Origin of the sequence: Caenibacillus caldisaponilyticus, assembly GCF_002003465.1 — a bacterium.
GTDB lineage: Bacteria > Bacillota > Bacilli > Bacillales > Sporolactobacillaceae > Caenibacillus > Caenibacillus caldisaponilyticus.
This window is the reverse complement of sequence record NZ_BDDQ01000002.1, coordinates 96,234-108,846: the sequence shown is the minus strand read 5'-3', so window position 1 is coordinate 108,846 and position 12,613 is coordinate 96,234. Positions and strand designations below refer to the sequence as shown.

General features: G+C 50.5%; 13 protein-coding genes. All 13 read left to right on the top strand.

The features are described 5' to 3' along the window. Positions 1-26: 26 nt before the first annotated feature. The 13 genes from CCB157_RS17885 to CCB157_RS00685 all read left to right on the top strand — a co-directional run bounded on the left by CCB157_RS17885 (position 27) and on the right by CCB157_RS00685 (position 12,601). Positions 27-698, top strand: coding sequence for a helicase-related protein (locus CCB157_RS17885; RefSeq protein WP_238594541.1), 672 nt, complete (start codon positions 27-29; stop codon positions 696-698). Positions 699-906: 208 nt separating this feature from the next. Further along, positions 907-1,614, top strand: a complete 708-nt coding sequence (locus CCB157_RS00745; RefSeq protein WP_077614009.1) for a ComFC family protein — start codon at positions 907-909, stop codon at positions 1,612-1,614. A gap of 434 nt (positions 1,615-2,048) precedes the next feature. Beyond that, positions 2,049-2,468, top strand: coding sequence for a TIGR03826 family flagellar region protein (locus CCB157_RS00740; protein WP_077614008.1), 420 nt, complete (start codon positions 2,049-2,051; stop codon positions 2,466-2,468). A 625-nt stretch (positions 2,469-3,093) separates the two neighbouring features. Continuing rightward, positions 3,094-3,372: a flagellar biosynthesis anti-sigma factor FlgM gene (gene flgM, locus CCB157_RS00735; RefSeq protein WP_077614007.1), complete on the top strand. Its 279-nt coding sequence runs from the start codon at positions 3,094-3,096 to the stop codon at positions 3,370-3,372. Positions 3,373-3,377: 5 nt separating this feature from the next. Beyond that, complete coding sequence (locus CCB157_RS00730) at positions 3,378-3,860, top strand: flagellar protein FlgN (RefSeq protein ID WP_238594545.1); 483 nt, start codon at positions 3,378-3,380, stop codon at positions 3,858-3,860. A gap of 176 nt (positions 3,861-4,036) precedes the next feature. Then, on the top strand, positions 4,037-5,560 hold the full coding sequence (gene flgK / locus CCB157_RS00725) for a flagellar hook-associated protein FlgK (protein ID WP_077614005.1): 1,524 nt from the start codon (positions 4,037-4,039) through the stop codon (positions 5,558-5,560). Between the two features lie 315 nt (positions 5,561-5,875). Next, entirely contained in the window at positions 5,876-6,784 is a 909-nt protein-coding gene (gene flgL, locus CCB157_RS00720) for a flagellar hook-associated protein FlgL (RefSeq protein ID WP_077614004.1), read from the top strand. A 486-nt stretch (positions 6,785-7,270) separates the two neighbouring features. Next, positions 7,271-7,843 carry a DUF6470 family protein gene (locus tag CCB157_RS00715; RefSeq protein WP_077614003.1) on the top strand — a complete coding sequence of 191 codons (573 nt, stop codon included), beginning with the start codon at positions 7,271-7,273 and terminating at the stop codon, positions 7,841-7,843. A 216-nt stretch (positions 7,844-8,059) separates the two neighbouring features. Beyond that, complete coding sequence (gene fliW / locus CCB157_RS00710; RefSeq protein ID WP_077614002.1) at positions 8,060-8,542, top strand: flagellar assembly protein FliW; 483 nt, start codon at positions 8,060-8,062, stop codon at positions 8,540-8,542. Continuing rightward, positions 8,514-8,750, top strand: coding sequence for a carbon storage regulator CsrA (csrA, locus tag CCB157_RS00705; protein ID WP_077614001.1), 237 nt, complete (start codon positions 8,514-8,516; stop codon positions 8,748-8,750). Before fliW ends, csrA begins: the two co-directional genes overlap by 29 nt. 231 nt (positions 8,751-8,981) lie before the next feature. Next, positions 8,982-9,953 (top strand): flagellin N-terminal helical domain-containing protein, encoded by a 972-nt coding sequence (locus tag CCB157_RS00695; RefSeq protein ID WP_077613999.1) that lies wholly within the window; start codon positions 8,982-8,984, stop codon positions 9,951-9,953. Between the two features lie 160 nt (positions 9,954-10,113). Continuing rightward, positions 10,114-10,758, top strand: coding sequence for a DUF8042 domain-containing protein (locus CCB157_RS00690; RefSeq protein WP_143286862.1), 645 nt, complete (start codon positions 10,114-10,116; stop codon positions 10,756-10,758). Beyond that, entirely contained in the window at positions 10,748-12,601 is a 1,854-nt protein-coding gene (locus CCB157_RS00685; protein WP_077613997.1) for a motility associated factor glycosyltransferase family protein, read from the top strand. The genes CCB157_RS00690 and CCB157_RS00685 overlap by 11 nt, the downstream gene beginning before the upstream one ends. Positions 12,602-12,613 lie beyond the last annotated feature (12 nt).

The following is a 12,613-nucleotide window of genomic DNA, read 5'->3' as shown; positions in this document are numbered from 1 at the left end:
TGAGGTTTGCTGGAAAAGACGGCGCGGTGCACGTTTATCTTTCCGCAACGCCGGACGGCCGCCTGAAGCGCCGCTTCTTAAACGGCGAATTAAAGGGTTATCGCCTGCCGCTCCGCTACCACGGAAAGCCGCTTCCCGAACCCCGATTTGTATGGATCGGCGATTGGAAAAAACAACTCGACAAAAGGAGAATGCCGGAAAAACTGGCGCGCTGGGCGGCGGAAAGGATCGCCCGCGGGCGTCCCGGCTTCATTTTCGTTCCGGAAATCGCCGCGCTGGAGTCTCTCGTGCCGCTTTTGAAAAAAACGGTAAGCGCCGCCATTGAAGGCGTCCATGCGGAAGATCCGCAGCGGCATGAGAAGGTGGAAGCTTTTCGAAATGGCGAGATTCCCGTGCTCGCCACGACGACGATTTTGGAGAGGGGAGTGACCGTTCCGTTTAGCGATGTCGCCGTCTACGGAGCCGATGCGCCTATATTTGATGAACGGGCGCTCGTCCAAATCGGCGGACGCGTCGGCCGCGACGCGCGCGATCCGGGCGGCGATCTCGTCTTTTTTCATCATGGCATCACGTTGGAAATGATGCGCGCCCTTCGCCATATACGCATGATGAATCGGGAAGGAGCAAAATGGTTGCGGAATCGGGGCGGACGTAACGAAGAACGAGGCGATTCGGACGGGGACATCGACCATGCATGATTCAAAAACCTCCATCATTAAGCGATATGAAACGGAAAATGAAAACTTATCCCTATCTCGTAAGATTGCGCCATTCAAAAGAGCGGGTAGTTGTTTTTCCTCAGAAGTCGGGCGGCATGAACGCCATACCGTCAAAATCTCACCCAGAATGACTCGCGTTGAAGCCGCTTAATCGGTGGCCTATTTATAAACCATGGAGGGTGGTTTGATGCCGAACTGTCTATGGTGCGGCGCCCGTTATGAAGAAGCGATCAGGTGGACGCGGCTTCTTGCGCACGGGCGGAGCGGATTTTGCGCCCGTTGTTTGGAAAAATTGGAACCGCTTACCGAAGATCTTTGTGAGGTGTGCGGTCGGGATCTCGCTGCTCTTGATCCCCGTTATGTCAAAGGAAACGTGTGCGGCGACTGTACGGCTTGGGAAGCCGATCCCCTCGGCGGCGTTCTGAAGATGAACCGTTCGCTTTATGTTTACAACGGGTTGATGCGCGACATCATGGCCCGATTTAAGTTCAAGGGCGATGCCGTTTTGATCGAAGGATTTCTGGATGGCTGGCGCAAATTGTATCGTCAACATTTTAAAGGACTGGTGCCCGTTCCCGTACCGCTCAGCGCCGAGCGGCTGGCGACTCGGTTTTTCAATCAGTCCGAGCGGCTTGCGGAACTCCTAGGGGTGCCCTATGGCGATCTGCTCCGGCGCCCCAGGCACGGAGAAAAACAAAGCAAGAAAACGCGCCGCGAGCGATTGGCGCGAAGGGACAATCCGTTCGTGCTCGCCCCGGGAGCCGAACGTTTTCGCGGGCAGGGCTTTGTCATTATCGATGACGTTTACACGACCGGCGCCACCGTTCGTTTCGCGGCGGCCGCGCTCGCACCGCTTCGGCCCGCGCGGATCTGTTCCATGACGCTCGCCCGTTGATCGTTCCCCTGCTCTCGGTCGCCGGACAATTCATTCGGAGCAAGCTCTCGTCTTCACCCTCCTGCGGGCGGGCCAATCTTGAAAAAGCGATACATTTGAACGATACTCATTATTGGAAGAAGATTTTTCCGCCTGCTTCATATGGTGCGGAAAACGGCACCATGGTCGGACCAAGGTTCGGTTATTATCGATTCAAGCTTCGAATCATGAGTGGCGAACCATCATCGCCAGTCTATTCGCATAACCGGCCGCCCATTCTTTTTACGGCATTATATTTTGTTAAGGAATCTTGGGCCAACACTTACATACCTTGTCTTGCGGCGTACTTTTTTTCGGATCCTTTTGCCGGCCGTTGCTGATCGTTGATCAAGATCGGAGTGTATTCCAACCCTTTTTTACTAAAAATTTTGATGGATCAGGAAGGAGAAAGTGACATGGCGGAATTGGCCAACTGCGAAACGTGCGGAAAAGTTTTCGTTAAAACGGCGTCGCCGATCTGTCCGTCTTGCCGCAAAGAACTCGAAGAAAAATTCGAACGGGTGTGGCGCTATATCCGCAAAAAAGAAAATCGCGAAGCGACCGTGATCGAAGTTCATGAAGCGACCGGGGTCGAGGAGAAATTGATTTTTCAATGGATCAAGGAAGGCCGGCTTAAAGTCAAGGAATTCGTCAACCTGGCTTATCCTTGTGCTTCGTGCGGGAAGCCGATCCAAACGGGCAATCTTTGCGAGGCGTGCGCCAGCCGGCTGAAAAAAGATCTGGCCCGGCTGGAAGCCGACGAGGAACAGCAGATGAAAGAGAAAAAACCGTTTAAAACGTATTATACCCAGGGCCATGAAGCCGATTTGAGATAAAGAAACGCCGCAAGAGGACAAGACGCGGAGCGGGTCCGGTACACCAGGAATACGCCGGCGCGGAGCGGCTGTAACGTATTGTAGTGATCCGAATCATGGCGCGTGATACATGAGAAAGGGACGAAAGCGACGCGATTAACCCAGCTCCTTATTTTATGGCGCTGGCGTTTCGGTTACCGCTTCTTACGGGCTCGGATTGTGCTGTCATCGCGTCTTCAAGAAGCCCCGAACAAGGCGATAAACTGCAGCGGATGGTGAGGCGTTTCGGCGTTGTCGGGAGTTGAACGGAAGGCGGTTAAACATTCCGCTGAAACGGCCGATATAAGTTATAGATTCAAAAAAGCGGTCGCAATCGCCAGAGTCTGTTCGGCTGATGCCAAAAATGCCGGTGATCGTGCCGACGGGTGAGCGTTAACAAAAACGGGGACATGCATGCGCAGGGCAGCAATCGGCCGATGGACCGCATGGTTTTATTAAATAGGGAACCGACTGTCCTGGTGTATTAACTTTGAGCCGCCAAAGCGCAAAATTTTAAGCGATGGTTCTTTCCATGAGGTCACGAAAAGTTTAGTGGCAGACGTCGGACGAACACATGGACCGCAGTCCGGAACAGTGAGGTGAGACGATGAAAATCGAACAACCGCGCGGCGTGAACGCCGTTCAAACATATCAAAAACTGGCCGGCAGGCGTCCGGAAACGGAAACCCGCGAAGCGGCGAACCGCGACCGGATCGAGATTTCTTCAGAGGCTCTTGAACTCCAGGGAAAGGACCGGATCGCCGCTGAGCGCGCGGAAAAAGTGGACGCGTTGAAGCGGCGGATTGACGCGGGGCAATACACCATTGATCATAAAGCGGTCGCCGAAAAAATGATCGCTTATTGGAAAAACGTTAGGAGGCCTTGATCGCCGTGACCGAAGCGATCGCACAGATCATCGAGGAAATGGTGGCCATTCACCGGACGCTGAATGCGCTCGCCAAAGAAAAAACGGATGCCGTGATAAAGGGCGACTTTAAGACCCTTGACCGCATCATCAACCGCGAAGAGGCGGAGACGGCACGGTTGTCCCAGCTGGAACAAAAACGCATGCGTTTGGTTGAGGAAGCGACCGGCTTGCCGGGAGAACGAGCGACGTTCAGCGCGCTGATCGAGGCGGCGCCTGAAGAGGAGCGGGAGCGACTTCGCGACTTGCAAAAGGCGCTTGCCCACGAGGTGTTTCATCTAAAAGCCCAGAACGATTTGAATCAAGATCTTTTGAAACAATCGCTGGAATGGGTTGAGCTCAATCAAAAGTTGTTCTTGCCCGCTTTGAAATCACCGACTTACAAACATCCGAGAGCAGAGAAGGAAACGGATATACCGACGCTGTCCCGTTTTGATACACGGGCTTGACCGTGGCACCAATCTTTTCGCGATTTTCTGGAGCGGACGGCTGTCATGCTGGACGACTGAAACGAAGACTTTCCGTTCGGATCTCAGAAACGGTTCACCGTCGGGTCAAGCCATAACCACATCGTTTAGGAACTCGTTCATGTCACTTTCAGCACCATCCCGTTAGGAGGTTCGCCATGCTTTCCACCTTCGCCACTTTAGAAACCGTGCGCCGCGCGCTGTTTACGCAACAGGCGGCGATCCAGACGACCGGACACAACGTCGCAAATGCCAATACGCCCGGCTATTCAAGGCAAAGGGTCGATTTTCAAACAACGTTGCCGTATCCGGCCATCGGTTTTAACCAACCGCGCATACCCGGTCAAATCGGAACGGGCGTGGAAGCGAGCAGCGTCTCCCGCATTCGCGACGCTTTCATCGACCTGCAGTACCGCGGAGAAACGACAAAGGTCGGTTATTGGTCGGCCAAAAGCGACGCTTTGAGCCAAATGGAAGATGTCATGAATGAACCGACCGATCAAGGTTTGTCTAAAGTTCTCGATCAATTTTGGCAGTCGCTTCAGGATCTCGCCGACACCCCCGAAAACTCCGGGGCGCGCTCCGTCGTACGCCAACGCGGCCAAACGGTCGTGGATACTTTTCATTATTTGTCCGCGTCGCTCAACCAAAACCGCGACAACATCAAAACGGAAATCGGCGTCGATGTCAATAAAATCAACGCGCTGCTTGACCAGATTAATCAAATCAACAAGCAAATCGCAGAGATCGAACCGAACGGCTACGCCGCGAACGATCTTTATGATGCGCGCGACCAATTGGTCGACGAATTGTCTCAATATGTCAACGTCAACGTCACCACGGTGCCGAGCGGCGGGTTGGCGCCGGCCAGCGCTGTGGGGAAATACACCATCACGATGACGGCGACCGATTCATCCGGTGCGGTGCAGACAATCACCCTCGTCGACGGACAAAACTTGACGGCAAGCACCTTCAACGTCGATTTTAGCGGTGATCCGCCGTCGCTTTCGGTGAACGGAACGGCGATCGATCCATTTTCCGTCGGCGGCGCTTTGCAAGGTTTGGTCGAAAGCTACAGCATCGATTATCCGAACATGTTGAATGCGCTGGATCAAATGGCGTATAACTTGGTCAATGCGTTCAACGCTGTCCACGAAACCGGCTTCGGTTTAACGGCGAGCGACGGAACCGTACCGACCGGCAACGACTTTTTTGCCCCGCTGACCGACGTGAAAGGCGCGGCCGCGGCCATTGATTTGGATCAAGCGATCAAAGATTCCGTGAACAATATTGCGGCGGCCGGCGGCACGGGCGGCGTTTCCAACGGCGACGGCGACAACGAAACGGCCTTGGCTTTGGCGGACGTATTGGCCAACCAGGCGATGACGTTTACGGTCCAAAACGGCGGCACGACGGAAACCGTCACGACGACGCTAAAAGGCTTTTTGCAAAGCATGATTGGCCAGATGGGTGTCAACGCCGAAGCGGCGAACCGCATGAAAGCGAACAGCGAAACGTTGCAAACGACGGCCGATCAGCGCCGGCAATCGGTGAGCGGCGTGTCGCTCGACGAAGAAATGACGAATTTGATCCAATATCAGCACGCTTACAATGCCGCCGCCCGCATGGTTTCTGTCATCGACGAGATGCTCGACACCATCGTGAACAAGATGGGGCAATAAGCTCTCGCTAGATGACGCAATAAAAGAGTCAAGAGGGATGGCGATCAAGCGGTTTGACGATCGATCAAATGGTCGTATATAGCAGCAGAGCATGGGGGCATGAGCACAATCTGAAAAAGCCGCACCTGTCCGCAGAGGATACCCTTGCCCGATGCCTTCGATCTTTTTGGGTGAAACGTGCTTCCGTGATGACCGCGGGTGCCTAAAAAGACAAAGCTTGGCACCTGGCGCCCGATCTGTGTATTTCGATCCATGTCTGACGGGTCGGATTCATGGCAAACCGCTACGGAAGATCAAGCGAAAGAGGTGAGAACGATGCGCGTGACGCAAACCATGTTATCGCAGGACTTGCTCCGCCAGATTAACAACAGTTACAGCAAATTGGCCGATTTGCAGCAACAGCTCTTCACGGGCAAAAAAATCACGCGCCCGTCGCAGGATCCGGTCGTCGCGACGCTCGGCATTCAGTATCGGACGGATGTGGCCCACGTGGAACAGTTTGAGCGCAACATGTCGGAAGTGCACAATTGGATCGACAGCTCGGATGAAGCGCTCGATGAAGCCACTCAAGTGTTGCAGCGCATCCGCGACTTGACCGTCGAAGCGAGCAACGATACCTATACCGATGATCAACGGAAAAACATACAAAAAGAGATCGCCCAATTGAAAGAACAGCTCGTGACGATCGCGAACACGAAAGTGGCCGGAAAATACATTTTCAACGGCACGCAAACGTCCAACCCGCCGGTGACGCTGACAGACGGTGCCCCCGGTACGCCGAGCACCGTGACCACCAACTACGGCGCGAATCCGCGGGACGTTCTCATCGAAGTGAACGATGGGGTCAAAATCGCCGTGAACGTCAACCCGGCGGAGGCGTTCCCGCAGCAGCTGTTCGACGACCTTACCGATCTGGAAAACGCCTTGTTGAAAGATGGATCGAGCGGGACGGAAATCGGCGCTTTCCTCGATAAAATCGACGCGCACACCGATGCGATCGTGAATGCCCGCGCCGAACTCGGCGCTCGGGAAAACCGCATCGACATGATCGACAACCGCATCAGCAACCAAAAACTCATCGCTGAAAACATCATGGCCAACAATGAAGGCGCCGACTTTGAAACCGTATTGGTCGACTATTTGAACCAAGAAAATATGCATCGTGCCGCGCTGGCGGTCGGTTCGCGCATCATTCAGCCGAGCCTCGTCGACTTTCTCAAATAACGGATCCCGTTTATCTAGGTTTGTAGGTCTGGATCGAGCCCTCTTGCTGTAAAGCGTTTCGGCGTCAGCCGCTTTCACCGCAACCTGTTTGGGTTTTATTTTGCGGCGATGATATAACCGGATCGCGCGCCCTCCGTGTTCGGCTTCGTCTATATAATTCATTCTGAAACTCTATTCGAGCGATCGCCCTGCCGATCGCTTTTTGTCTATTCGCGGGGAAACGGGTGCTTGTTGTGCACCATTTCAATACTTGGATTGCAGGAGGATGGGAAAGGCGCTCCGAGAACGGACTGACGTCGTGCCCATTTCAAATTGCCTAGATTTTGCGGCAAAGAGAAAGATATTCCGGCGCTCGGCTCGGTACAGCCACCTTTTCATTCAATGGTATAAATTTTAGTACGACAATGGTGAAAAGCATTGTTTGACGCTATGAGCGATCTGCACTCCGCGGGAGGCCCGACACAATTTTTTAGGGGAGGTGGTCCTATGGACTTGCCACATCTCGTCATGCATTCGGTGATGGGGAGAATTGGGATCCGTACGCAGCGGGCGAGTTTGGATCCGACGTTCGGGCATAGTGAGATGTCCATTCGCCAGCCGAAGGCGGAAATGACTATTCAGCGCACGCAAGGAAAAGTCATGATCGACCAGACCGAGGCGTGGCATAATCTCGATTTGAAATCCGCGATCGTCCGCAATCGCGAAGCGGCCGAGGCGGGAAGAGAGGCCGTGCTTGAAGGCATCGCCCGCCGGGCTGAACAGGGAGATGAGCTGATGCGGATTGAAAAGCCGGGCAATCCGATCGTCAAACAAGCGATCGAGAACAGCGAACGCCATGGGACGTACGACACCGGCCACGTCCCTCCGGCTTTGGCGGTCAAAATCAACGGGCAGCCGGGAACGCTTGATATCCGCTGGCAGACGCATCGACCCGAAATCGAAGTGACCACTGTTCCGCCCCGTTTTGACTACCGCCCCGGGAGCGTCACCATTTACATGATCCAATATCCTGCTCTGACGATCGATGTCGTCGGCGGCAAGATTGATCTCTACGGTTGAGGCGCCGGCGTGAACACTTTGCAAATATGAGCGGCGCCTGGGGAACGGATGAAAGGGTTCTGCTATAGAAAAATTTGTTCTGCATTCTTTTTCAAATCATCTATTCAAGATGTGTCTTTATTCATATGCCACGTTTCATGGTTTTGGACGTGGAATGTTTCAAAAGAAACATGAACGTGCGAGGTTTCAATCCTTTGATGTTTATGGAGTGAGACGATGAAACTTCAGACGAAATATTTCGGCACAGTGGAAGCGGATGCGCGTGAAACGGTGGTGTTTTCCCAGGGCATTCCCGGTTTCCCCGATGAAACGGCCTTTCTTTTTTTGCCGCTCGCGGAAGACTCGCCTTTTTTCATCATGCAATCCGTAAAGACTCCGGCGCTGGCCTTCGTGACCGCCGATCCTTTCGTTTTTTTTCCCGAATATGAATTCAGGCTCAATGATGCCGCGATTGAACAGCTGGAGTTAGAGTCGGAAAAAGACGTTGCGGTTTACGTCATTTTAACCGTGAAAGAGCCGTTTTCGGAATCGACGGCAAACCTCGTCGCACCGGTCGTCGTCAATACGCGAAAGAGGATCGGAAAACAAGTGGTGTTGGAGGGGACAACCTATCGGGCTGCACACCGATTGGTGGACGAACAGGGGACCGTCCGGCGAAAGGGGGATTCGCATGCTCGTTCTGACGCGAAAAACAAATGAATCCCTCATGATCGGCGATCGCGTCGAAATCGAAGTCTTGGCGATCGACGGCGACCAAGTGAAGCTTGGCATTCGTGCACCGCGCGACGTTGACATTCATCGCAAGGAAATCTACTTGGAAATTAAGAAAGCCAATGATGAAGCGGCGGCAACGGATTTGTCTGCGAACGCCATTCAAGCGCTCAAGAGATTGAAAGGTTCGGAATAGACGACGGACAACGGATTCATCCAAAACAGGACGTTTTGAATCGGCATACGTTTTCCCGGCGCTGTTTTCTTGAAATGGCGGCAAAAACGGGAAAAATTTTTTAAGCAGGCTGTTAAACTTTCCAGAGGACCGGACGATATAAAAAGTGAAATCAGTTTTCTTGAAGTGCGGCCGCCTTCGGAAAACAACACCACACGGATGTGGGATAACGATTCAAGGAGGAACGATGCGATGATCATCAACCACAACATTGCGGCGTTGAACACGTTGCGCCAATTGTCAGTGAACAACAACGCCGTGCAAAAATCGCTGGAAAAACTGTCTTCGGGCATGCGCATCAACAGCGCGGCGGACGACGCTGCCGGTCTTGCTATTTCTGAAAAAATGCGCGCCCAAATCCGCGGCCTGGACATGGCTACGAAAAACGCCCAAGACGGCATTTCGCTCATCCAAACTGCTGAAGGTGCTCTGAACGAAACGCACAGCATTCTTCAACGGATGCGCGAACTGGCTGTCCAAGCTGCCAACGACACGAACACGGATCAAGATCGTGCGCAACTGCAAAAAGAAATGGATCAATTAGCTGCTGAAGTTACGCGAATTTCAAAAGATACCCAATTTAACACCAAAACGTTGCTGGATGGCAGCTTCACTGGAACGTTCCATATCGGCGCTAATGAAGGCCAAAACATTACCCTTTCTATTGCTGAATTAAGTGCCGACACCTTACAAGTTGGTACAAGCTATACCGCAAGCGGTAATGATTTGGTTGATGCCAGTGGAAATTCTATCGCTACCTATAATGCAGCAGGTGCTTCAGGAGCTGGCTATTATAACGGCAGCGGAAAATTAGTATTGGCGGCTGATGCGGCTTTGGCAAGCGGCACTAAGGGTGCGTTCGGTATTAATATTTCGACCCAATCCGGTGCTGAAGCAGCTATCACCACCATTGATAACGCCATCAACACGGTTTCCACCGAAAGATCCAAACTCGGCGCTTATCAAAACCGTCTGGAGCACACCATCAATAACCTGAGCACGTCTTCGCAAAACTTGACGGCTGCGGAATCGCGTATCCGCGACGTCGATATGGCGAAAGAAATGGCCGAATTCACGAAGAACAGCATTCTCAACCAAGCTGCGCAAGCGATGCTGGCTCAAGCCAATCAGCTTCCCCAAGGCGTTCTTCAACTTCTCCGGTAATACATTTAAAGGACGGCTGTTATTTAAGACGGCCGTCCTTTCTTAATTCGCTCAATTTATGGAGTTTTTCGGCTGCATAGAGCGATTTTCTCATCACAGTGATGCACGCATGGCCTCTTCCTCTTAACAACACGTCTTTTTTTGTCGATAATTATACTAGATGGGTATAGCGAATCCGTTGAGGGAGGATGTTCGCGTGCAGTTAGTTATTAAAAAAAAGTGTTACCAGTTTAAGGATGAAAAAAAAGACATCCTTTCCATCATAAAAAAAATAGAAGAAGAAGTACAAATGACCGATGACGTTTTCAGCCATCTGATCGTGGACGGCGTCGCCGTTTATGATGATTTTGAAACCTATCTGTCGGATCGTATTGGCAAAATCGGCTCAGTGGAAGCGGTTTTTCAACCTGTCAAGCAACATGTATTGGAATCCCTTTATTCGTTGGAAGAATATTTAAACCGCGCTTTGCCTGAGATGAAAGCGCTGATTAATGAGTTTTATACGGGCCCTGCGGAAGAATCTTGGGCGAAATTTAATCAATGGTTGGAGGGCATTGAATGGATCCAAGCGCTGGTTACTTCCGTTGATCGACTTACGTATAGACCTTCTAATTGGGACCAATATGTGTTGGCTGTCGCCGATATTCAAAATACGTTGCCGGAACTTGAGAACGCTCTGCAAAGCGGAGATATTATTCTTCTCGCCGATATTTTGCAATATGAAATCTATCCGATTATGGAATCATTAAAAACGGCGGCATCAGAGACAATCGATCAAGAGGGGAAGCGTCCGAATGTTAATTGATAATATCAATTTTCTGCGGAAAAACTATCGTTCGGTGCGGGAATATTTCCGTCAAAACGAATCCAATTTGCAAAAGGAACCGGTCCAAGTCGTGAATGCGAAATCCGGTTCACCGACTTTACAGGTGGAATCGAACGGGAAATTTTATTATTTACATAGCAAATACAATCCTGAACAAGAAGCCGAGCAAATCGTTGGGAAATATGAAGATGACGTTTCCCAATATGATCACGTCTTTTTTTACGGTTTGGGATTGGGGTATCACGTTGAGGCGTTTTTGGGAAAACACCCGGATATCGACTTTACCTTATATGAACCGGTACCCGCAAACTTTTATCATTATATGTGCCATAAAAAATTAGACGATCTGCCGCTGCGGCGTTTAAAAAATCTGTTTGTCGAAACAAGTGTGGGTGAGCGGCTGAACTTTTTAAATCGGTTTGCCGGGCAACTGAACGGCAATATTTTATTAGTTGTTTTGCCCAGCTATGAACGGCTTTATCCGGAACTTTATAAAGGCTTTATCAATGATTTTAAAGAACACGTTAGAAGTCAAAGATCGGCTTTACATACGGATTTGGCTTTCGAGAAGCGTTGGACGTTTAACAGCGTTATGAATTTCCCCGAAGTGCTGAAAACGCCAAATATATTGCATGATGTTGATAAAGATATTTTTAAAGACAAACCGGCGATTATCGTCTCCGCCGGTCCTTCGCTGAATGAGGAATTGGAAAACCTGCGTTATATAAAAGAAAACGGATTGGCCTATATTTTTTCGGTCGGTTCGGCGATTAACGCCCTATTAAAAAACGGCATATTTCCCCATGCGACTTTTTCATATGATCCTTCGGAGAAAAACCAATATATTTTTGAAGAAATTCCGGAGGAAATGACTAGGCAAATTCCGCTGGTTTTCGGAAGCAGCGTTGGCTTCGAGACTTTGCAAAAGTACAAAGGCATTAAATTGCATATGCTGACCACGCAAGATAGCGTTTCCTCCTATTATTTGGAAAAATCTACTCAATATTTAAAAGTAAACGATGCCCCTTCCATAGCCGTGATCACCTTGCAGGTTTTGTTCCTGCTAGGCTTTAATCCAATTATTCTCGTCGGTCAAAACCTCGCTTATAAAAGTGGCGAGAATTATGCGGATGGCAGTAAAACGGGGAAACTTTCTTACCAAGCGACGAAAATAGACAAAACGGAGATCACGGTGGAAAGCACGGATGGTAAACAAGTGTACACCAATGAATTATTTATTCAAATGCGCAAACAAATGGAAATGTATATTTTGCATAATAAAAACACGAAGGTGATTAACACAACTGTTGGTGGCGCAAAAATCGAAGGGACACAATTTAGACCTTTGTCAAACGTTATTGCCGAGATACTGAAAACGCCCGTTGTTCAAAACGGTTGGTTTAAAACGACCAATCATTATGACATAAACGTGGTTCGGCAACGCCAAAGCGAAATGGCTCAAGCGCTAAATAATTTTCAAACGGCATGCCATAAATTGATGGCCATCTTAAATGACATAGAGGCGTGCGCCATGTCAGGCCGTGATTCGGAGTTGGAACGCCTTTTCGCAAAATTGGATGACTCGTTCAAAAAACTGCATGAAAATCCATACTTCCGCGTTTTTATAAAGCCAATGGGGCGCGTTCAATTGGAGTTACAATTGAAGAGTGTTCAAAGATATCGTTTTCATAAAAATATTTCTGAAAAAGGTTTGAAAGTGGTTCAGGCGTATCGCAATTTCTTGCTCGAATGCAATCGAAATCATTCTCTCATATATCCTGCCTATTGCGAGTTAAAGAAAAAAATCAACGGAATTGATTAAAAGAGTTCATTA